This window comes from Pseudomonas sp. GW821-FHT01D09, assembly GCF_059422465.1.
Map to the genome: position 1 here is coordinate 48,821 of NZ_JBWKWY010000015.1, position 19,866 is coordinate 68,686.

Annotated in this window: 21 protein-coding genes; 10 read left to right on the forward strand and 11 right to left on the reverse strand. The window is 60.4% G+C overall.

All coding sequences use genetic code 11. From position 1 onward, the window contains the following. Positions 1–76: 76 nt before the first annotated feature. Positions 77–1,102, forward strand: coding sequence for an FAD:protein FMN transferase (locus AC07W7_RS15165; RefSeq protein ID WP_495039614.1), 1,026 nt, complete (start codon positions 77–79; stop codon positions 1,100–1,102). A 190-nt stretch (positions 1,103–1,292) separates the two neighbouring features. Then, positions 1,293–2,687, forward strand: a complete 1,395-nt coding sequence (gene sthA, locus AC07W7_RS15170; RefSeq protein WP_495039615.1) for a Si-specific NAD(P)(+) transhydrogenase — start codon at positions 1,293–1,295, stop codon at positions 2,685–2,687. A 42-nt stretch (positions 2,688–2,729) separates the two neighbouring features. Here sthA and AC07W7_RS15175 read toward each other — a convergent pair whose 3' ends face one another. Together AC07W7_RS15175 and AC07W7_RS15180 are read right to left on the reverse strand one after the other, a co-directional pair. Further along, positions 2,730–3,452: a glycerophosphodiester phosphodiesterase gene (locus AC07W7_RS15175; RefSeq protein ID WP_076961279.1), complete on the reverse strand. Its 723-nt coding sequence runs from the start codon at positions 3,450–3,452 to the stop codon at positions 2,730–2,732. A 43-nt stretch (positions 3,453–3,495) separates the two neighbouring features. Continuing rightward, the gene (locus AC07W7_RS15180) at positions 3,496–4,080 is read right to left on the reverse strand and encodes a PilZ domain-containing protein (protein WP_076961280.1); all 585 of its coding nucleotides are present in this window, start codon (positions 4,078–4,080) and stop codon (positions 3,496–3,498) included. A gap of 94 nt (positions 4,081–4,174) precedes the next feature. Here AC07W7_RS15180 and AC07W7_RS15185 point away from each other — a divergent pair, with 94 nt between their 5' ends. Genes AC07W7_RS15185 through AC07W7_RS15195 form a run of 3 tightly spaced genes read left to right on the forward strand, consistent with a single transcriptional unit; the run spans position 4,175 to position 7,421 of the window. Further along, positions 4,175–5,425 carry a lipoprotein-releasing ABC transporter permease subunit gene (locus tag AC07W7_RS15185; protein WP_076961281.1) on the forward strand — a complete coding sequence of 417 codons (1,251 nt, stop codon included), beginning with the start codon at positions 4,175–4,177 and terminating at the stop codon, positions 5,423–5,425. A 7-nt stretch (positions 5,426–5,432) separates the two neighbouring features. After that, entirely contained in the window at positions 5,433–6,116 is a 684-nt protein-coding gene (gene lolD, locus AC07W7_RS15190; RefSeq protein ID WP_162843709.1) for a lipoprotein-releasing ABC transporter ATP-binding protein LolD, read from the forward strand. A 60-nt stretch (positions 6,117–6,176) separates the two neighbouring features. Further along, entirely contained in the window at positions 6,177–7,421 is a 1,245-nt protein-coding gene (locus AC07W7_RS15195; protein WP_495039616.1) for a lipoprotein-releasing ABC transporter permease subunit, read from the forward strand. A gap of 105 nt (positions 7,422–7,526) precedes the next feature. Here AC07W7_RS15195 and AC07W7_RS15200 read toward each other — a convergent pair whose 3' ends face one another. Both AC07W7_RS15200 and AC07W7_RS15205 read right to left on the reverse strand, forming a co-directional pair. Next, entirely contained in the window at positions 7,527–8,891 is a 1,365-nt protein-coding gene (locus AC07W7_RS15200; protein ID WP_076961284.1) for a heavy metal sensor histidine kinase, read from the reverse strand. Further along, positions 8,888–9,568 (reverse strand): heavy metal response regulator transcription factor, encoded by a 681-nt coding sequence (locus AC07W7_RS15205; protein WP_099170783.1) that lies wholly within the window; start codon positions 9,566–9,568, stop codon positions 8,888–8,890. The genes AC07W7_RS15200 and AC07W7_RS15205 overlap by 4 nt, the downstream gene beginning before the upstream one ends. Before the next feature lie 157 nt (positions 9,569–9,725). On the opposite strand from AC07W7_RS15205, the gene copI reads away from it, so the two are divergent. After that, entirely contained in the window at positions 9,726–10,250 is a 525-nt protein-coding gene (copI, locus tag AC07W7_RS15210; RefSeq protein ID WP_236309778.1) for a copper-resistant cuproprotein CopI, read from the forward strand. 67 nt (positions 10,251–10,317) lie between these two features. After that, positions 10,318–11,148, forward strand: coding sequence for an NADPH-dependent 7-cyano-7-deazaguanine reductase QueF (gene queF / locus AC07W7_RS15215; RefSeq protein WP_495039617.1), 831 nt, complete (start codon positions 10,318–10,320; stop codon positions 11,146–11,148). Between the two features lie 139 nt (positions 11,149–11,287). Here the strand turns inward: queF and AC07W7_RS15220 are convergent, their stop codons facing one another. Both AC07W7_RS15220 and pcrP read right to left on the reverse strand, forming a co-directional pair. Continuing rightward, a complete protein-coding gene (locus tag AC07W7_RS15220) occupies positions 11,288–11,554 on the reverse strand; it encodes a DUF4404 family protein (RefSeq protein ID WP_099170784.1) in 267 nt (88 codons plus the stop codon). A gap of 110 nt (positions 11,555–11,664) precedes the next feature. After that, the gene (pcrP, locus tag AC07W7_RS15225; RefSeq protein ID WP_495039618.1) at positions 11,665–12,276 is read right to left on the reverse strand and encodes an HAD superfamily inactivated hydrolase PcrP; all 612 of its coding nucleotides are present in this window, start codon (positions 12,274–12,276) and stop codon (positions 11,665–11,667) included. Between the two features lie 195 nt (positions 12,277–12,471). Between pcrP and AC07W7_RS15230 the strand changes: the two genes are divergently transcribed. Next, positions 12,472–13,158, forward strand: a complete 687-nt coding sequence (locus AC07W7_RS15230; protein ID WP_076961290.1) for an MlaA family lipoprotein — start codon at positions 12,472–12,474, stop codon at positions 13,156–13,158. 59 nt (positions 13,159–13,217) lie between these two features. Here the strand turns inward: AC07W7_RS15230 and AC07W7_RS15235 are convergent, their stop codons facing one another. Continuing rightward, positions 13,218–13,514: a PilZ domain-containing protein gene (locus tag AC07W7_RS15235; RefSeq protein WP_076961291.1), complete on the reverse strand. Its 297-nt coding sequence runs from the start codon at positions 13,512–13,514 to the stop codon at positions 13,218–13,220. A gap of 277 nt (positions 13,515–13,791) precedes the next feature. On the opposite strand from AC07W7_RS15235, the gene rssB reads away from it, so the two are divergent. Continuing rightward, the gene (gene rssB / locus AC07W7_RS15240; protein ID WP_032863287.1) at positions 13,792–14,973 is read left to right on the forward strand and encodes a two-component system response regulator RssB; all 1,182 of its coding nucleotides are present in this window, start codon (positions 13,792–13,794) and stop codon (positions 14,971–14,973) included. Next, on the forward strand, positions 14,973–15,455 hold the full coding sequence (gene rssC / locus AC07W7_RS15245) for an anti-sigma factor antagonist RssC (RefSeq protein WP_032863286.1): 483 nt from the start codon (positions 14,973–14,975) through the stop codon (positions 15,453–15,455). Before rssB ends, rssC begins: the two co-directional genes overlap by 1 nt. Positions 15,456–15,590: 135 nt before the next feature. On the opposite strand, the gene tal is transcribed toward rssC, so the two are convergent. The 4 genes from tal to AC07W7_RS15265 form a co-directional block, all read right to left on the reverse strand. After that, a complete protein-coding gene (tal, locus tag AC07W7_RS15250) occupies positions 15,591–16,517 on the reverse strand; it encodes a transaldolase (protein WP_076961292.1) in 927 nt (308 codons plus the stop codon). Positions 16,518–16,758: 241 nt separating this feature from the next. Next, positions 16,759–17,751 (reverse strand): tRNA dihydrouridine(20/20a) synthase DusA, encoded by a 993-nt coding sequence (gene dusA / locus AC07W7_RS15255; protein WP_495039619.1) that lies wholly within the window; start codon positions 17,749–17,751, stop codon positions 16,759–16,761. A gap of 90 nt (positions 17,752–17,841) precedes the next feature. Beyond that, entirely contained in the window at positions 17,842–18,390 is a 549-nt protein-coding gene (locus AC07W7_RS15260; RefSeq protein ID WP_099170255.1) for a cytochrome b, read from the reverse strand. A gap of 142 nt (positions 18,391–18,532) precedes the next feature. Beyond that, on the reverse strand, positions 18,533–19,423 hold the full coding sequence (locus AC07W7_RS15265; RefSeq protein WP_495039620.1) for an alpha/beta fold hydrolase: 891 nt from the start codon (positions 19,421–19,423) through the stop codon (positions 18,533–18,535). Between the last annotated feature and the right edge of the window lie 443 nt (positions 19,424–19,866).

Below are 19,866 nucleotides of genomic sequence, written 5' to 3' on the forward strand. Positions count from 1 at the left end.
GCATAATGGCCCGCCCCGGAAATATGCTTGAGTGCGGCTTCATTCAGATTTCAGCAGCAATAAGGTTGTGTGGCTTATGAACGGTTTGCGGTACGCGGTGCTAGGCACTGTGCTGGGGAGTGCGCTGGCGATCCTGGCGGGCTGCGGTAAAGCGGAGTCCCTGGAGGCGTTTGGCGGCCCGACCATGGGCAGCACTTATTCAATCAAATATGTCCGCACCCCCGGCACGCCGGCAGCCAGTGAGGTGCAGCCGCAGGTCGAGAGCCTGCTTGCCGAGGTCGACCGGCAGATGTCGACCTATCGCAGCGATTCCGATATCGAGCGCTTCAATGACTTGCCGGCCAACAGCTGCCAGCCGATGCCCGAGCCGATCCTGCAGTTGGTGCGCACCGGCGAACAATTGTCCCAGGCCAGTGGCGGGGCTTTTGACCTGACCGTCGAGCCACTGCTCAACCTGTGGGGCTTCGGCCCCCAGGCGCGGCAGGTAAAAGTCCCGGATCCCATGACGCTGGCCCTGGCGCGCCAGCACGTCGGCCATCAGCACTTGCGTATCGACGGTCACCAGTTGTGCAAGGATGCGGCGGTGCAAGTGGACTTCAACAGTATTGCCGCCGGCTACACGGTGGACCGGATTGCCGAGCGGCTTGGGCAGTCGGGCATCCACCGCTACCTGGTCGAAGTGACCGGCGAGCTCAAGGCTGCCGGGCGCAAACCTGACGGTACGCCCTGGCGTGTGGCCCTGGAAGAACCGCGGGATGACCAGCAGGTAGCCGAGCGGATTATCGCGGTGGACGGCTTTGGCGTGTCTACTTCAGGTGACTATCGCAATTATTTCCAGCAGGATGGTCGCCGCTATTCTCACACCCTTGATGCCCGGACCGGCGCACCGATTACCCATCACCTGGCATCGGTCACGGTGCTGGAGCCTTCGGCGCTGATGGCCGATGGCTTGTCGACGTTGCTCTTGGTGCTGGGGCCCGACGAGGGCTGGGACTATGCAGAAAAACACCAGATCGCGGCATTTTTTGTGATGCGTGAGGGGGATGCTTTCGTCACACGCAGCAACAAAGCGTTTGAACAACTGACGGTGCTCAAGCCGTGATCAATACTGTGTAGTAAAGGCAAAACTGGCCTACGACGCGACCAAGGGTTAATGTGCGCGGCGTTGAGCCTTATATAGACTGTGCCCCGGCTCACACACCTGAGCCTATTTGATCCTTCATGACCGCTGGCCGCGGCATGATTTAGCCAGGCGCCCAACCGTGCGTCCTGGCCTGTTCTGAGGAGTACGCATGGCTGTCTACAACTACGACGTGGTGGTACTGGGTTCCGGCCCAGCTGGAGAAGGTGCGGCGATGAATGCCGCCAAAGCAGGACGCAAGGTGGCGATGGTCGATAGCCGTCGTCAGGTCGGCGGTAACTGCACCCACCTGGGCACCATCCCGTCCAAGGCCTTGCGTCACTCGGTGCGCCAGATCATGCAGTTCAACACCAACCCGATGTTCCGGGCCATTGGTGAGCCGCGCTGGTTCTCGTTCCCGGATGTGCTGAAAAGCGCCGAGAAAGTCATTTCCAAGCAGGTCGCCTCGCGTACCGGCTACTACGCCCGTAACCGCGTCGACCTGTTCTTCGGCACCGGCAGCTTTGCCGACGAGCAAACCGTCGAAGTGGTCTGCGCCAATGGCGTGGTCGAGAAACTGGTGGCCAAGCACATCATCATCGCCACTGGCTCGCGCCCGTATCGCCCGGCCGATATCGATTTCCACCACCCGCGTATCTACGATAGCGACACCATCCTCAGCCTGGGCCACACCCCACGCAAACTGATCATCTACGGCGCCGGCGTGATCGGCTGTGAATACGCCTCGATCTTCAGTGGCCTGGGCGTGCTGGTGGAGCTGGTGGATAACCGCGACCAGTTGCTGAGCTTCCTCGACTCGGAAATTTCCCAGGCGTTGAGCTATCACTTCAGCAACCACAACATCACCGTGCGCCACAACGAGGAATACGACCGCGTTGAAGGCCTGGACAACGGCGTGATCCTGCACCTCAAGTCCGGCAAGAAGATCAAGGCCGACGCCTTGCTCTGGTGCAACGGCCGTACCGGCAACACCGACAAGCTGGGCATGGAAAACATTGGGGTCAAGGTCAACAGCCGTGGCCAGATCGAGGTGGATGAGAACTACCGCACCTGCGTCACCAATATCTATGGCGCCGGTGATGTGATCGGTTGGCCGAGCCTGGCCAGTGCCGCCCACGACCAGGGCCGTTCGGCCGCCGGCAGCATTGTCGACAACGGCAGCTGGCGCTACGTCAACGATGTGCCGACCGGGATCTACACCATTCCCGAGATCAGCTCCATCGGCAAGAACGAGCACGAGCTGACCAAGGCCAAGGTGCCTTATGAAGTGGGCAAGGCGTTCTTCAAGAGCATGGCGCGTGCGCAGATCGCCGGCGAGCCGCAAGGCATGCTGAAGATCCTGTTCCACCGCGAGACCCTGGAAGTACTCGGCGTGCATTGCTTCGGCTACCAGGCCTCGGAGATCGTGCATATCGGCCAGGCGATCATGAACCAGCCGGGCGAGCAAAATACCCTCAAGTACTTTGTGAACACCACGTTCAACTACCCGACCATGGCCGAAGCCTATCGGGTAGCGGCCTACGATGGCCTCAACCGGCTTTTTTGAGCGGCTCCGGCCGGTGGCCTGAGCCGGCCGGGGAGACCGATTTCAGTAATTCCCGAGAGTGGCAGTGGCCAAACCGGGAAAGTCTGTAATCAGGCTATCTACGCCGAAGTCGGCGAGCCTACGCATCAGCGCAGGTTCGTTGACGGTCCACACGGACACGTGCAAGCCCTGGCGCTGGGCTTTTTCCAGTCGCTCAGGGGTGCACAACGTCCAGTTCAACGCCAAATACCCACAGCCATAGTTCTGCGCGACCTTCAGTGGGTCGAGCCAGGCGTATTCGGCCACCAGGCCACGGGACAGGTCCGGCGTCAGCTCCAGGGCGGCTTTCAACACTTCCCGCGAGCTTGAGGTCACGGTGACCTTGTCCAGCAGGCCAAAGCGCTGGGCCATTTCGCGGATCGCCAGCACGGTGGTCGCGGCGCGGGTGCGCGAGGCGCTCTTGACTTCCAGTTGCCAGTGGTCAAAGTCGCAGTGTTCAAACAGTTCTTCCAGGCGCGGGATCGGGCAGGGGCTGACCCAGCCCGGGCCGCCCTTGCGCGCGTCCATTTTCACCAGGTCGGCGGCGACGTATTCCACCACCTTTCCGCGCCGGTCGGCGGTGCGCTTCAAAGTCGGGTCGTGGATCACCATCAACTCGCCGTCCATGGACAGGTGCAAGTCCAGCTCGCAACGGCGCACGCCGTGCTTGAGGCATTGCTGGAAGCTGGTCAGGGTGTTTTCCGGTGCTTCGCCTTTAGCGCCGCGATGGCCATAAATCAGGGTCACAGATGCTCCTTTGCGCCAGGTGTATGGCGGGATAAATATCAAATCAGGTGTCTTGGCCGTCGCTTTGTTCCCGGGCCAGGCGCCGTTCCTGGGCCTGTTTTTGCAAAATATAGCGCGCTAGCAGCTGGCGCTGGGCGTCAGTCATGGATTCAAATTCGGTGCCCACGTCAAACCCATCGCCCTTCGGATCGCAATGGGTAACCTTGGCCCGCAGCAACAGGCCCAGCGCCTGGGGCAGCAGCACCAGCTTGACCGCCAGGTGGCTGCCGGGCGTGAGCGCCGTGGGGTGCTGGAAGTCGATACCGCCTTCGGAGATGATCACTGGCTGCGGCGCACCGATCTCGCCCAGCAGGCTTTGCGCCATGACCTGGCTGAGCAGATCCATGCGTTTGTTCTGCACCTTGAGGAAGGCGACGAGGGTGCGGTCGCGCTCGCCGAGCTGGCGCAGCAGGTGCTGGGACTCGAATTCGCTCAGGTGCAGTTCACTGAGCAGGTTGAACAGTGGGGAATCATCCAGCAACACTTCCTTGCTCGCCGCTTGCGGGGCAGACAGGCTTTTGATTTGGAGTGCGATCATGTCGTCGATACGGTAGTATTCGCGGCGATCTTCTTCATCTAATGTCGTCATGGCGAACCCCAGGTAACGGTAATGGTCTGAGTGTAAAGCTGCTTACCAGACCCCGCCACCGGGACGTCTTCTTTTCCTCCGAACAAGCCCCGACATGTTCAGACCTCTCTTCGTATTTATCGGCACGCGTTATACCCGTGCAAAGCGTCGCAATCATTTTGTGTCGTTCATTTCCCTGACCTCCATGATCGGACTCGCCCTGGGCGTTGTCGTGATGATCGTGGTGCTATCGGTGATGAATGGCTTCGATCATGAGATGCGCACCCGCGTGCTGGGCATGGTGCCCCATGCGACCATCGAGTCCGGCGAGCCCCTGGGTGACTGGCAAAGCCTGGCCGACAAGGTCAAGCAGAACCCCAAGGTGCTGGCCGTCGCGCCGTTTACCCAGATGCAGGGCCTGCTGACCAATGATGGCAAGGTGCAGAAAGTCCTGCTCAACGCCATCGACCCGGCGCAGGAGCGCAAAGTCTCGATCATTGATCAGTTCATGCAGCAGGGCCAGCTCGATGCCCTGTCGCCTGGCAGCTTCGGCATCGTGATTGGCGACCGCGCGGCGGCCAAGCTGGGCGTGGGTATTGGCGACAAGCTGACCTTCGTCGCCCCGGAGGTCACGGTGACCCCGGCCGGCATGTTCCCGCGCATGAAGCGCTTTACCGTAGTCGGCATCTTTCATGTTGGCGCCGGCGAGATCGACGGCTTCCTCGGCCTGACCAACCTCACCGACCTGGCCCGCCTGCATCGCTGGAAGCCGGACCAGGTACAGGGCCTGCGCCTGAAGTTCAACGACTTGTTCGACGCACCGCGCGGCGCCTGGGAAATCGCCCAGCAGTTGGGGGAAAGCGAGTATTACGCCCGCGACTGGACCCGGACCCACGGCAACCTGTACCAGGCGATCCGCATGGAAAAGGCCATGATCGGCCTGCTGCTGCTGCTGATTGTCGCCGTGGCCGCGTTCAACATCATCTCCACCCTGGTGATGGTGGTGAACGACAAGAAGGGCGATATCGCCATTCTGCGCACCCTGGGCGCCACGCCGGGGCAGATCATGGCGATCTTCATGGTCCAGGGCACGGTGATTGGCGTGGTCGGCACCTTGATCGGTACGGCGGTGGGGATTTTTGCCGCGCTGAACGTCAGTGCCGCCATCGCCGGCGTCGAAACCCTGATCGGCCACAAGTTTCTCAACGCCGACGTCTACTTCATCGACTATTTGCCATCCCAGGTGCAGAGCCAGGATGTGCTGATGGTCGGCGGCGCCGCGTTGGTCCTGAGTTTCCTTGCCACCCTGTATCCAGCCTGGCGCGCGGCACGTACCCAGCCGGCGCAGGCTTTACGTTATGAGTGAATCGGGCATGAGTGAAAAAGCAATCCTGAGCTGCCGCAACCTGGGCAAATCCTACGAGGAAGGCCCGGAATCGGTGGTGGTGCTGTCCAACCTGCAACTGGAGCTGCACCCGGGCGAGCGCGTGGCGATCGTCGGCAGTTCCGGCTCCGGCAAAAGTACCTTGCTCAACCTGTTGGGCGGCCTTGATACGCCGTCCCACGGCAGCGTGTGGCTGGCCGGTGAAGAACTCTCGGCATTGAACGAGAAGGCCCGTGGCCAGTTGCGCAATCGCTCCCTGGGCTTTGTGTACCAGTTCCACCACTTGCTGCCAGAGTTCACCGCCCTGGAAAACGTATGTATGCCGTTGCTGATCGGCAAGACCGCGATCCCAGAGGCGCGCCAGCGTGCCACTGCCCTGCTGGAGCGTGTCGGCCTTGGCCATCGCCTGGAGCACAAGCCGGCAGAATTGTCCGGCGGCGAGCGCCAGCGTGTGGCGATTGCCCGTGCCCTGGTCAACAACCCGGGCCTGGTGATGCTCGACGAGCCGACCGGCAACCTCGACTCCCACACCGCCCAGGGCATCAAGGACTTGATGCTGGAGCTGAGCACCCAGATGCGCACCGCGTTCCTGGTGGTGACCCATGACATGAGCATGGCCCGGCAGATGGACCGCGTGTTGCACCTGCAGGAAGGTCATCTGGTCGCCATCTGACCTGTTTCAAGCCCGGGCGCCTGTGCCTGGGTTTTCTATTTTTTCAGGCGGTGCAAGCGAATGTTCAGACCGTTATCGATTTTTATCGGCTCGCGCTATACCCGCGCCAAGCGCCGTAACCGTTTTGTCTCGTTTATCTCGATGACCTCGATGATCGGCCTCGCCCTGGGCGTGCTGGCGATGATCGTGGTGTTGTCGGTGATGAACGGTTTCCAGCGGGAAATGAGTTCACGCATTCTGGGCATGGTGCCGCACGCCACCATCGTCGGCGTCAACCCGATCAGCGACTGGCAGCCCGTGGCCGCCGCCGCCCTGAAAAATCCCGAAGTGACCGCCGCCGTGCCGTTCACCGAGATGGAGGGCATGCTGTCCTATAAGGGCTCGATGCAGCCGATCCAGATCAGCGGGATCGACCCGGCCCAGGAAGGCAAGGTGTCCATCGTCACCCAGCATATCGTCCAGGGGAACCTGGCAGACCTGCAGCCGGGTGAGTTCGGCGTGGTGATCGGGGAAATCACCGCGCGCCGTTTCCGCCTGAATGTGGGGGACAAGCTGACCTTGATCGTCCCGGAAATCAGCACGGCTCCCGGCGGCATTACCCCGCGTATGCAGCGTTTGAACGTGGTGGGGGTGTTCAAGGTCGGTGCCGAGCTGGATGGCTCGATGGCCTTGATCCATGTTGCCGATGCCGCGCAAATGCTGCGTTGGCAGCCCAACCAGGTGCAAAGCGTGCGCCTGGCGGTCAAGGACCTGTATGCGGCGCCCAAGGTTTCGGCGGACATTGCCGCCAGCCTGGGCGCGGCCTATAAGGCCGATGACTGGACTCACACCCAGGGCAGCCTGTTCAGCGCGATGAAGATGGAAAAGACCATGATCGGCCTGTTGCTGCTGATGATTGTCGCCGTCGCGGCCTTTAATATCATCGCCACGCTGATCATGGTGGTGAACGACAAGGGCGCGGACATCGCGATCCTGCGCACCATCGGCGCCACGCCACGGCAGATCATGGCGATCTTCATGGTCCAGGGCACGGTGATCGGTATCGTCGGCACCCTGATTGGCGGCGTGCTGGGGGTGATTGCCGCGCTGAACGTCAGCGCGCTGGTGGGCTGGATGGAGCGGGTAACCGGGCAGCATATCTTCAGTTCGGATGTGTATTTTGTCAGCAACCTGCCGTCGGAGCTGCAAGGTGGCGATGTGTTGCTGATTTGCAGTGCAGGGTTTGTGTTGAGCTTTTTGGCGACGATCTACCCGGCGTATCGGGCGGCGAAGATCGAGCCGGCGCATGCCCTGAGATATTCGTAGGTCTTCAGATCGCTATCGCAGGCAAGCCAGCTCCCACATTTGGATGTGTGAATCCAGTCAAATGTGGGAGCGGGCTTGCCCGCGATGAGGCCCGCCCAGATTGCCTCAAACCCCTTTTGGCAACTCAATCACAAACCGCGTCCACCCCGGCTGTGACTCACAGAAAATCCTCCCCCCGTGCGCCTGCACAATTGACTGGGTAATCGCCAGCCCCAGCCCTGCATGCTCACTGCTGCCTTCATGGCGTGCCGGGTCCGCGCGGTAGAACCGGTCAAACAGCTTGGGCAGCAACCCCTGGGGAATCCCGGTCCCGGTATTTTCCACGCTCAGTTTCACGCCCTGGGCGTTTTCGCTGATCCTCACCCGCACTTCACCGCCAGGCGGCGTAAAGCGCACGGCATTGTCCAGCAGGTTGGAAAACGCCCGGCGCAGCATGCTGCGGTCGCCGGCGGTCCTGGCGCGGCCGTCGCGCAGCAGGTTGACCTGGGCGTCCTCGGCCAACGGCGCGAAGAACTCCAGCAAGGCATCCACCTCGTCGGCCAGGGCCAGGGGTTCGCGCCTGGGGTTGAGCAGCCCGTGGTCGGCCTTGGCCAGGTACAGCATGTCATTGACCAGTTGGGCCATCCATTGCAGCTCTTCCAGGTTGCTGTGCAGCGCTTCGCGGTAATCCTCCAGCGGCCGGGGCTGAGTGAGGATCACCTGGGTCTGGGTCAGGAGGTTGGATAACGGTGTGCGCAGTTCGTGGGCGATATCGGCGGAGAACGCCGAAAGCCGTTGGAATGCATCGTCCAGGCGGCTGAACATGGCGTTGAAGGCCAGGGTCAGTTCCTCCAGTTCGGCGGGCATCTGTTCCTGGGGCAGGCGCTGGGTCAGGGAGTGGGCACGGATGCCGGCAGCCACTTCGGTCATCCGCCTGAGAGGGCGCAGGGCACTGCGCGCGGCCCAGGCGCCCAGGAGCGCAGTGGCCAGGGCGGACAGGCCGACCGTCAGCCAGATCAGGTGTTGCATGCTTTGCAGGAAGTGTTGGTGATGGGTGATGTCCAGTATCAGGATCAACTGCGCCGAGCCGCTCTGGGTGGGGTTCAATGGTGCGTTGTACGTCCGATAGCGGGTGCCGTCGCTTTGCAGGCTATGTAGGCCGGGCGCGGTGGGCAGGTTGGCGGGGATGCGCGGGGAGCTGTCAAACCAGCGCTGGCCATCGGCGGCGTTGATGCGCACCGACAGGTCGGGTTGATGGCTCAGTTCGCCCACCAGCGCGGCTTGGCGTTGGGCAAACAACGCGGGGGTGTCGGCGCCTTGCAGGGCACTGCGCAGGGCCATCAGCTTGCTGTCGAGCAATTGCTGGTCCAGCTCGATGAAGTGCTTCTCGCTGGCCTGGCTGAACAACACACCCGCCAGCAGCGAGACTACGGCGGTGCAGCCGGCAAACAACAGGGCCAGGCGGCTGGCCAGGGAGAGGCGCTTGATCAACTGAACCGCTCCTCCAGCACATAGCCCATGCCGCGCACGGTGTGGATCAGCTTGTTGGGAAAGCTATCATCGATCTTCAAGCGCAGGCGGCGAATGGCCACTTCGATGATATTGGTGTCGCTGTCGAAGTTCATGTCCCAGACCTGGGAGGCAATCAGTGACTTGGGCAGCACTTCGCCCTGGCGGCGCAGGAGCATTTCCAGCAGGGCGAACTCCTTGGCGGTGAGGTCGATACGTTGATTGCCGCGCTCGACACGGCGACGGATCAGGTCCAGGCGCAGGTCGGCCAGGTGTAGGCTGGTGTCCTGGGGAGTGCTGCTGCCCCGGCGCAGCAGGCTGCGCACCCGGGCCAGCAGCTCGGAGAACGCGAAGGGCTTGACCAGGTAGTCGTCGGCCCCCAGCTCCAGGCCGTGGACCCGATCCTCGACCGCATCCCGCGCGGTCAGGAACAGCACCGGGATTTCCAGGCCGGCACTGCGCACTGCCTGCAGGATCTGCCAGCCGGTGCGGCCCGGGAGCATCACATCCAGGATCAGCAGGTCATAGTCGCCCGTCAGCGCCAGGTGCTGGCCGGTGGTGCCGTCGGCCACCAGTTCGGTGTTGAAGCCGGCTTCGGCCAGGCCCTGGCGCAGGTATTGGCCGGTTTTGGGTTGGTCTTCGACGATCAGCAGTTTCATAGGCAAGCTCATGGCAGCGGGTGACGGTTGGCTTTATACCGTGTGCCTTGGAGGGCCGGGACAATCTGACAAAGTTGTAATCTAGCAGTCAGCTGGCTGGCAGCGGCACATTATTAGAGTGTCCCACAAGCGGATCCCGTACCTTTGGAGAATGAACATGTTATTGCGTAAAACCTGGTGGTGGGTGGGTTGCCTGATGGCGCTGAGCGCCCCGGCGCTGGCCGACGGCGCGCACACTTTTGCCTTTGGTGAGGCTGCGCCGGCGAGCAAGGCCACGCGTACTGTAGAAGTGCTGCTGCAGGATATTTCCTTTGCCCCTACATCGCTGGATGTAAAAGCCGGTGAGACGGTGCGCTTTGTACTGGTCAACAAAGGCCAGTTGCTGCATGAATTCAACCTGGGTGACGCGGCCATGCATGCCGATCACCAGAAGGAAATGCTCAAGATGCAGGCCAGCGGCATGTTGACCACCACCGGCATGGGCCAGATGGATCACGCGGCGATGGGCCATGGTGACATGGGCGGCATGAAACATGACGATCCCAACAGCATGCTGGTGGAGCCGGGCAAGACCGCCGAATTGACCTGGACCTTCAGCAAGGCTGGAGCCCTGGAGTTCGCTTGCAACCTCCCCGGGCATTACCAGGCGGGGATGGTTGGCAAGCTGAACGTCAACCCGTAAACCTCAGGCTCAAAGGCGGGAGCAAAGGCTGGTAGACTGGCGGGGTTTATTTAGCCAGGTTTCCGCCATGCATCCCGCAGCCGAACATTCGCCGCTGGGCAAGTCCAGTGAATACATATCCACCTACACCCCTTCATTGCTGTTTCCCATCCCTCGCGCCGCCAAATGGGCCGAACTGGGCCTGAGCGCCGAGACGCTGCCTTACAAGGGCGTGGATTTCTGGAACTGCTTTGAACTGTCCTGGCTGCTGCCGTCCGGCAAGCCGGTGGTGGCCATCGGTGAGTTCAGCATCCCGGCCGATTCGCCGAACATCATCGAGTCGAAATCCTTCAAGCTCTACCTCAATTCGTTGAACCAGACGCCGTTTGCCGATGGGCCAAGCCTTGAGGCCACCTTGCGTACCGACTTGAGCGCAGCGGCCGGCAAGCCAGTGGGCGTGCGTATCCGCAGCCTGGCCGAGGTGGAAGGTGAGGGTGTGGTCAGCCTGCCGGGCGTGTGCATTGATGACCTGCAGATCAGTGTCAGCAACTACGAGCACCCGCGCCCGGAACTGCTGCGCTGCGATGATTCCCGCGTGGTGGAAGAGAGCGTGCACAGCCATCTGCTCAAATCCAACTGCCCGGTGACCAGCCAGCCGGATTGGGGCAGCGTGGCGGTAGAGTACCGCGGCGCGGCCCTGGATCATGCGAGCCTGTTGGCCTACCTGGTGAGCTTTCGTCAGCACTCGGACTTTCATGAACAGTGCGTGGAGCGGATCTTTCTCGACCTGCAGCGGTTGCTCAAGCCTGAGAAGTTGACGGTTTATGCGCGGTATGTGCGACGGGGCGGGTTGGATATCAACCCGTATCGCAGCACCGAGGCTGTGCAGTTCCAGAACCTGCGCTTGGCCCGTCAGTAGCCTTCATACGATACAAATGTGGGAGCGGGCTTGCTCGCGATAGCGGTGTTTCAGTCAATATCTTCGGTGACTGGCACTCCGTTATCGCGAGCAAGCCCGCTCCCACATTTTTTGGTTCTGGGTTTGGCCTGGATGCGGATTAGATCCCGATATTGCCCAGGGTCACCACAATATTGCGCAATGTCCCGGCTATGCCCGGATGCTCCAGCTCGAAGCGTTCTACAGCCATGTTTACACCGTCGGCAAGGCTGGGGTTCTGAGTGGCAGGTTCCAGTTCCAGTTGCACTTCAAACTTGGCAATCAACGCTTCCAGCGCTTCGCGTTTTTCCAGCGACAGAGGCGGGTCCTGGTTCAATTGCTCGCGCAGGATGGAAACCTGTTCTTGCAGTTTTTCGCGGGCAGGCATGACGTTCTTCCTTTTATCGATAGGCACTGGCATAGACCACGGCACGCCGAGAAAGGTCTACGGGATGACCTGTAGATTAATCCACTGGCAGCGACTGTGCATGATCTTGATCAGGGCTTTTCGCCTTTGAGCCGGCGCAGGCGGATGTCCGCCAGGCAGGTGCCCAGTTCGCCCAGGTGATCGATCACCGAGTGTACGCCAAGCCCATATAGCGCGACGGTGGCTTTGGCGCGCTTGTGTTCGCGGGCTTGTTCGCTCAGCGCTTGCCATTGGGCAGGGGAGAGCCCGCACAGTGAGCCACAGGACGCCAGGCCAATCGTCCAGAGCCCGGCGTTGAGCCCGGATTGCAGCAATCGGGGTTCACCACTGACCAGCACACAGCCATCCAGGCGCTGGATATTCAGGTCCATCAAGGCTTGCCAGCAGGCATGGGGGGCGGGCCAGGGCAGGGTGGCCGGGCGGGTGCCTTGAACCCACTCCGGCAGGGCGGCGGCCAGCGGTGTGGTGACGCGGGTGGGCAACTCATCCAGCCAGGCGCTGGGGATGCCTTGGTCGTTGAGCCATTGCAGGATTTGCAGGGCGCCGGGGGTGGCCAGGGTTTCGCCTGTGGGGGCGGTGCTGGCGTGGGCCATGGAACCAAAGTCCACCAGGCAACCACTGAGGCCAAAGAGTACGGCGGTCAAGGGCGGGGCGTTATCTGCAACGATCTGAGGATGGGGCATGGGACGTCCCTGAAAATAGCTGTGACGCTATCGGACGGCCATGACAAGCAGATGACATCGGGTTGTGATTGTAGGAATTTTGTGCATTTTTTGAATGACAATTCCATCAAGCTGCCTAATCCTACACTTCCGTCATATAATACGGCCTTATTCAGGGCATAGCGCCCATGACAGACCATTCAAGGAGTTCAAGCTATGCGCTGGAGCCAGTGTCTTGCTCAACTATCCATGTGTGCCAGTGTCTTGCTGGTGCCTTTCGTTGCCCAGGCGGCGGAAGAAGACCCATGGGAAAGCATCAACCGCCCGATCTTCACCTTCAACGACACCGTTGATACCTACGCACTCAAGCCATTGGCCCAGGGCTACCAGTTCATCACCCCGCAATTTGTCGAAGACGGTATCCACAACTTCTTCCGCAACATCGGCGATGTGGGCAACCTGGCCAACAACGTGCTGCAACTCAAGCCCCACCAGGCCGGTGTCGATACTGCGCGCTTGCTGGTCAATACCACGTTTGGCGTGCTCGGCTTTATCGACGTCGGCACCAAAATGGGGCTGCAACGCAGTGATGAAGACTTCGGCCAGACCCTCGGCTACTGGGGCGTGGGCAGCGGTCCTTACGTGATGCTGCCACTGCTGGGCCCAAGCACCCTGCGTGATGCGCCGTCCAAGTATGTCGACAGCTACACCGAACCGTACCGCTACATGAACGACATTCCTACGCGCAACAGCGCTTTTGGTCTCGATATTGTCGATACCCGCGCCAGCCTGCTGTCGGCTGAAAAGCTGATCAACGGCGACAAGTACACCTTTATCCGCAATGCCTACCTGCAGAACCGTGAGTTCAAGGTCAAGGACGGCAATGTCGTGGATGACTTTTAAGGTTAAGCCTTGAATGAAAAAGGCGGCCTTCGGGGCCGCCTTTTTTGTGTGCATTGATTTCAGTACATCTTGAGGATTTTCAGGCCCAGGTGTTGGTCGTCGCCTTCCTTGCGGGCCCATACCACCTCAGTATCCGCCTCCAGACCTTTGAGCGCGGCGTGCTCTGAGTCGATACGCACCTTCAGTTGGTCGCCCACATTGAACGACTGCTTCGCCTGAACCTGCATTCCAGAGCTGGAGAGGTCCACGCAGACCCCGGCAATCTCTTGCCCGGCATGGATCAATGACACGTCGGCATCCACCCGCATGCGGATGAAATCGCGCTTTTCCGCATAGTCACGTTCGTTTGCGCTCATAGGTTTCATCCTTCCATTGCGTTGTGGTTTTGCCTGTTCTTATAACTCCCGGTGATTTGCGATGTAAAGACGCTCGGCGACCATCGGCATGAGCTTGAAACCCCTGGCGGATGGGAGTACCGTCTGCGCCTTAGAAGGGCACCTCTGCTTTACCTTTGTGCGTGAGCCAAGCGCTTATGTTTTGTAGGACAGAGAGGCTAGAAAGCGAATCCAGTAGTGCGAGCCGGGCCATTGCCTGACTGCCTACGCCAACCTAATTCTGGCGCCGTTTGCCCACATGCAAAAAACCAGTGCCACGCTGCTGATAATCGATGACGACGAAGTAGTGCGCGCGAGCCTCGCGGCCTATTTGGAAGACAGTGGCTTCAGCGTCCTGCAGGCCGGCAATGGTCTTCAGGGTCTCCAGGTGTTCGAGCGCGACCAGCCCGACCTGGTGATCTGCGACCTGCGCATGCCCCAGATGGGCGGCCTTGAGCTGATCCGCCAGGTGACCGAGCTTGCCCCGCAGACGCCGGTCATTGTCGTGTCTGGTGCCGGGGTGATGAACGACGCCGTGGAAGCCTTGCGCCTGGGCGCCGCCGACTACCTGATCAAGCCCCTGGAAGACCTGGCCGTCCTGGAGCACTCGGTGCGCCGAGCGCTGGATCGTGCCCGCCTGCTCCTGGAAAACCAGCGCTACCGCGAGAAGCTCGAAACCGCCAACCGGGAGCTCGAAGCCAGCCTCAACCTGCTCCAGGAAGACCAGAACGCCGGTCGCCAGGTGCAGATGAACATGCTGCCGGTCAGCCCCTGGAGCATCGACGAGTTCCAGTTCGCCCACCAGATCATCCCGTCGCTGTACCTGTCGGGTGATTTTGTCGATTATTTCCGCGTGGATGAGCGCCGCGTTGCGTTCTACCTGGCCGATGTCTCGGGACACGGCGCATCCTCTGCCTTCGTGACCGTGTTGTTGAAGTTCATGACCACACGGCTGTTGTTTGAATCCAAGCGCAATGGCACCTTGCCGGAGTTCACTCCCTCGCAAGTGCTGGGCCACATCAACCGGGGCCTGATCAGCTGCAAGCTGGGCAAGCACGTAACGATGGTGGGCGGCGTGATTGATGAAGAAACCGGTCTTTTGACCTACAGCATTGGCGGTCACCTGCCATTGCCGGTTTTATACACTCCAGACAGTGTGCGTTATCTGGAAGGGCGTGGTTTGCCGGTTGGCTTGTTCAATGAAGCCACCTATGAAGACCACATCCTGGAGCTGCCGCCGGCCTTCAGCCTGACGCTGATGTCCGATGGCATCCTGGACCTTCTTCCAGAGCCTACACTCAAAGAGAAAGAAGCCGCCTTGCCCCAACGGGTCAGGTCGGCGGGCGGCAGCCTGGATGGCTTGCGGCAGGTTTTTGGATTGGCCACGCTAGGGGAGATGCCGGATGATATCGCCCTATTGGTGTTGAGCAGGAATCTTTGATGAGTACCGGAAGAATCCAATTCGCCGAGCAAGAAGGGACCTTTGTCCTGAAGTTTGTCGGTGAAGTGCGCCTGACCTTGTGTTCGGCGCTGGATGCAACGATTGAGCGGATTTTCACAGCCCTGAACTTCTCGGCGATCGTGATCGATCTGACCGAAACCCGCAGCATCGATAGCACCACCCTTGGGCTGTTGGCCAAGTTGTCCATTCTGTCTCGGCAGAAGGTCGGACTGCTGCCGACCGTCGTCACCACCCACGAAGACATCACCCGGCTCCTGCAGTCGATGGGGTTCGATCAAGTGTTCAACATTGTTGACCGCCCGATCCCCTGCCCGGAATGCCTGACCGATTTGCCTTCCCAGGACCAATCCGAGGAAGTGGTGCGGCTCAAGGTGCTGGAGGCGCACAAGATCCTGATGGGGTTGAACGAATCCAACCGCGAAGCCTTCCACGATCTGGTCAACGCCCTCGAGCGGCACTGACTTCACTGTTGGAGCAGGGTCAAAATGTGGGAGCTGGCTTGCCTGCGATAGCGCCAGCTCAACCACCGCATATTGAACGGGTACAAAAAAGGGCGGCATCCTAACGGATACCGCCCTTTTTACCGCGCCCGCTTTTTACAGCTTGGCGCTCAACAACGCCTCCAGCTTCTCCTGGTCCCGGGCAAACTGACGAATGCCTTCCGCCAGCTTCTCAGTGGCCATCGCGTCCTCGTTGGACTCCCAGCGGAACTGCGCTTCTGTCATGTGTACACGGGCCTCACCGGCCTGGCCTGGCGCCAGCTTGCGCTCCAGCTTGCCATTGTCGGCCGCCAGCTTCTCCAACAAGTCCGGGCTGATGGTCAGGCGGTCGCAACCGGCCAGTTCCTCGATCTGGCTCAGGTTACGGAAGCTTGCGCCCATCACCACGGTCTTGTAGCCATTGGCCTTGTAGTAGTTGTAGATGCGCGTCACCGACTGCACGCCAGGATCATCGGCACCGGTGTAATCGTTGCCATTGGCCTTTTTGTACCAGTCGTAGATACGACCGACAAACGGCGAAATGAGGAACACCCCGGCTTCCGCACAGGCCACGGCCTGGGCGAAGGAGAACAGCAGGGTCAGATTGGTCTGGATGCCTTCCTTTTCCAGCTGCTCGGCGGCACGAATGCCTTCCCAGGTGGACGCGATCTTGATCAGCACGCGGTCGCGGCCAATACCTGCTTTTTCGTACAGGTCGATCAGGCGATGCGCACGCTTGAGTACTGCGTCAGTGTCGAACGACAGACGTGCATCCACCTCGGTGGAAATACGCCCAGGCACCACTTTCAAGATCTCCTGGCCCACAGCCACCGCAAAACGGTCACTGGCCAGGCCCACATCACCGTTGCAATCCTGCACACAGGCGTCCAGCAGCTTGGCATAGCCAGGAATGGATGCAGCCTTGAGCAAAAGGGAAGGGTTAGTGGTGGCATCCTGCGGCTTGACGCGAGCGATAGCTTCAAAATCGCCGGTGTCGGCAACTACAGTGGTGAATTGCTTGAGTTGTTCCAGCTTGGAAGTCATGGGCGTGCTCTGTCCTATGGGTCTGATGACATTACCCGAGGGTTGCTAGCCGCTCAAGGGCGCAAATGCGTTCGATCGTTTGCGAGGGCAACAACCTGAAAACGGCCGTTTGAATGACCGGCCGTGCTGCTAGATAGGAGGGCAAAATCGCCATCAGGTTCCACCTGCGCCGCGATCAAAAGGTGGGCTTGCCCGCGATAGCGATGGACCCGTCGCCCAATAAATCGGCTGGCCTGCTCCGTCAATGGCCCTCCAGCAACGCCCCTGCCTGATCCAGCAAAGCCAACGGATCGCTGGCCTTGTGAATATCCACCGACAACAACTGCCGAAACCTGCGCGCCCCTGGAAACCCGGTGCCCAACCCCAGCACATGCCGGGTAATGTGATGCATCGCCCCGCCCGTGGCCAGATGCTCGGCGATATACGGCCGCAGTTGCGCCAACGCTTCGGCCCGACTGATCACCGGCGCCGTACTGCCAAACAGCCGCTGATCCACGGCTGCCAGCAAATACGGATTGTGATAAGCTTCACGCCCCAGCATCACCCCATCAAACACCTGCAAATGCTCGTCGCATTGCTCCAGCGTCTTGATCCCGCCATTGAGAATAATCTCCAGCTCGGCAAAATCCCGCTTCAACTGCGCCGCCACGTCATAACGCAACGGTGGAATGTCCCGATTCTCCTTGGGCGACAACCCTTCCAGAATCGCAATCCGCGCATGCACGGTAAAACTGGTGCAACCCGCGTCCTTCACCTGCCCGACAAAATCACACAGCTGGGCATAACTGTCCCGGCCATTGATCCCGATACGGTGCTTCACCGTCACCGGAATCGACACCGCATCACGCATCGCCTTCACACAGTCCGCCACCAGAGCAGGGTGGCCCATCAGGCACGCGCCAATCATATTGTTCTGCACCCGGTCGCTGGGGCAGCCGACATTCAGGTTTACTTCGTCGTAGCCTGCATCCTGAGCCATGCGGGCACAAGCGGCCAAATCGGCGGGAACACTGCCGCCCAGTTGCAGCGCCAGTGGGTGCTCGGCTTCGTTGTGGCGCAGGAAGCGGTCATGGTCACCGTGGAGGATGGCGCCGGTGGTGACCATTTCGGTGTAGAGCAGGGCGTGCTTGGAGAGCAGGCGTAGGAAGTATCTGCAATGATGGTCGGTCCAATCCATCATCGGCGCAACCGAAAACCGACGGGAGAGTGGCATTGATGCAATTTGTAGGGACATTGAAGTATCTGGATGGGGAAGGCGAAGGGCAGTCAGTTTATCAGGAACGGAGTGGCCTCGTTGAGGCCAGGTACCGAGAGCCTTCCCACATCAGTCGACTCGCCCCGGCAGCATCCCCGCCAGGACCTTATCCTTATCAATAAAGTGATGTTTCAGCGCTACCACCATATGCCCGCCCACAAGAGCTCCGCATAGCCACGCGCTGTAGGTATGAATCGCCTTTGCCAGGTCATAGAGGCTTTTATCTGGTTCCACCAGCGGCGGCAGTAGGAATAAGCCGGCCACCAGGATGGGCTTGTCAGCCACCGAGCTCCAGTACCAGCCGGATATCGGCAGCCCGACCAGCGCCACGATGTATAGCAACAGGTGGCCAATGAAGGCTGCACGCTTGACCAGCGGTGTCATGGTGTCTGGCATCGCCGGTGCCGCATGGGTCAGGCGCCAGGCGATGCGCAGGACGATGAGGAATATCAGCGTGCTCGCCATCGCCTTGTGTAAAAAGGTGAGTTGATGCTGCGGGTTGAATTCGTCGCGCCAATGAACGGCCACGAGCCCCACCAGCCAGGCGGCAATCCAGATGAGTGCCATGCCCCAGTGCAGCCACTTTGCCGTGGCTGTGTAGCTTTTTGCCTCTGTCATCTGGATACGCGCCTCCCTTTTGGTAGGCGCGATTATCGACAATTGGGCATGGCGGAAAACAGTAAAAACTTGATGATTCCTATCGGCTTTTCTGATTTCTGAATTTTCCTACGTTGCCCCGTCACTCGTCTGGCACGGAGTTTCAGCTTTCAGGATGCGCGAGCAAAAACCCAAGCAAGTGCTGCAAAAAAGCCTCTGGTGCCTCCTCCATCACAAAATGCCCGCAATCGGCAATGATTGCCCCGCGCAGGTCAGTGGCGTGCCCTTGGAGCGTCACCAGTGGTGCATCGTTGGTGGCATGTTCGGCGCCGATAGCCAGTACTGGCATTGCCAGCCTGCGGGTGGCGCGCTCGGTGTTTTGTCGGATTGTGTCGGGAATTGCGCGGTAGTAGTCGAACCCAGCACGCAAGTCGCCGGGGGTCGAGTAGGCGCGAATGTAGACGTCGCAGGCCACGGCATCGCGGTGGAATGACCAGCGGTCGAACATGAAGTTGAGGTACGTGTCCTCCCGTCCGGTGATGAGGGCTTCGGGCAGGTCCTGGATCTGGTTGAAGAGGAAGTGCCACAGGAAGATGTTTTGTTCCGGCGCGACAAAAATCGGTGGCGGTGGGGCCAGGCCGGGGATGACGGCCTCGGTTACGGTGAGTGTGCGCACGGCGTGTGGCTGGTCACTTGCCAGGGCATAGGCTACCCACATGCCGACATCGTGCCCAACCAGGTGATAGCGCGGGATGCCCAGCCCCAGCATCATCCGATGGAGCACGTCGGCAATATTGCCGGTGTCGAAGCCCAGTGCCGGCCGGTCTGAGTTGCCCAGGCCTGGCGGGTCGACGGCAATGGCCTGCAAGCCCTGAAGTGCCAGGGCTTGCATGATGTGCCGGAAGGCGTACCAGGTTTGCGGCCAGCCTGGGATCAGCAACACCGGCTCCCCGGCACCGGCCATGACGCAGTGGATTTTCTTGCCGTCGATTCGCACATAGTGGTGTGTGAAAGCGTCGCTGGTATTGGGCGATGTGGCGGTGCGAGCGTTCATGGGCGTGCCTCGTGCTGCAGGCCGAGCATGGCCTGGATCTGCCGCTGATCGACCGGCGCACCGGCGAATGTGCAGGCGCTGGGGGACTTTTATGCGACCTTTTTGCACGGTATTTCCATCCAGGCGCGGGATGGGGTTGCACCCGAGCGTCTGCGCCAGTCTGTCGAGGTGGCGCTGAGCCTGTTGCCAACACGACCGTCAAGTCCAGAACAGACGCCCGATCCCGCCGGAGCATGATATTCTGCGCGCCATCTTGGTCTATCCTTTCTCTGGTACGCACTCCCGAATGCGTACCGGCAGAGAGCTGTCGCCGAGGTAGCTGAAGCCAATAATGATAAAAAGTCAGCGCAGAAGGGACATAAAAGTGAGGTCGATACGTCGGCCTTGTGTGCCCACCCTGCAGTGCTTGCGAGTACGGGAACCAGCCGGACATTGCCTGATGT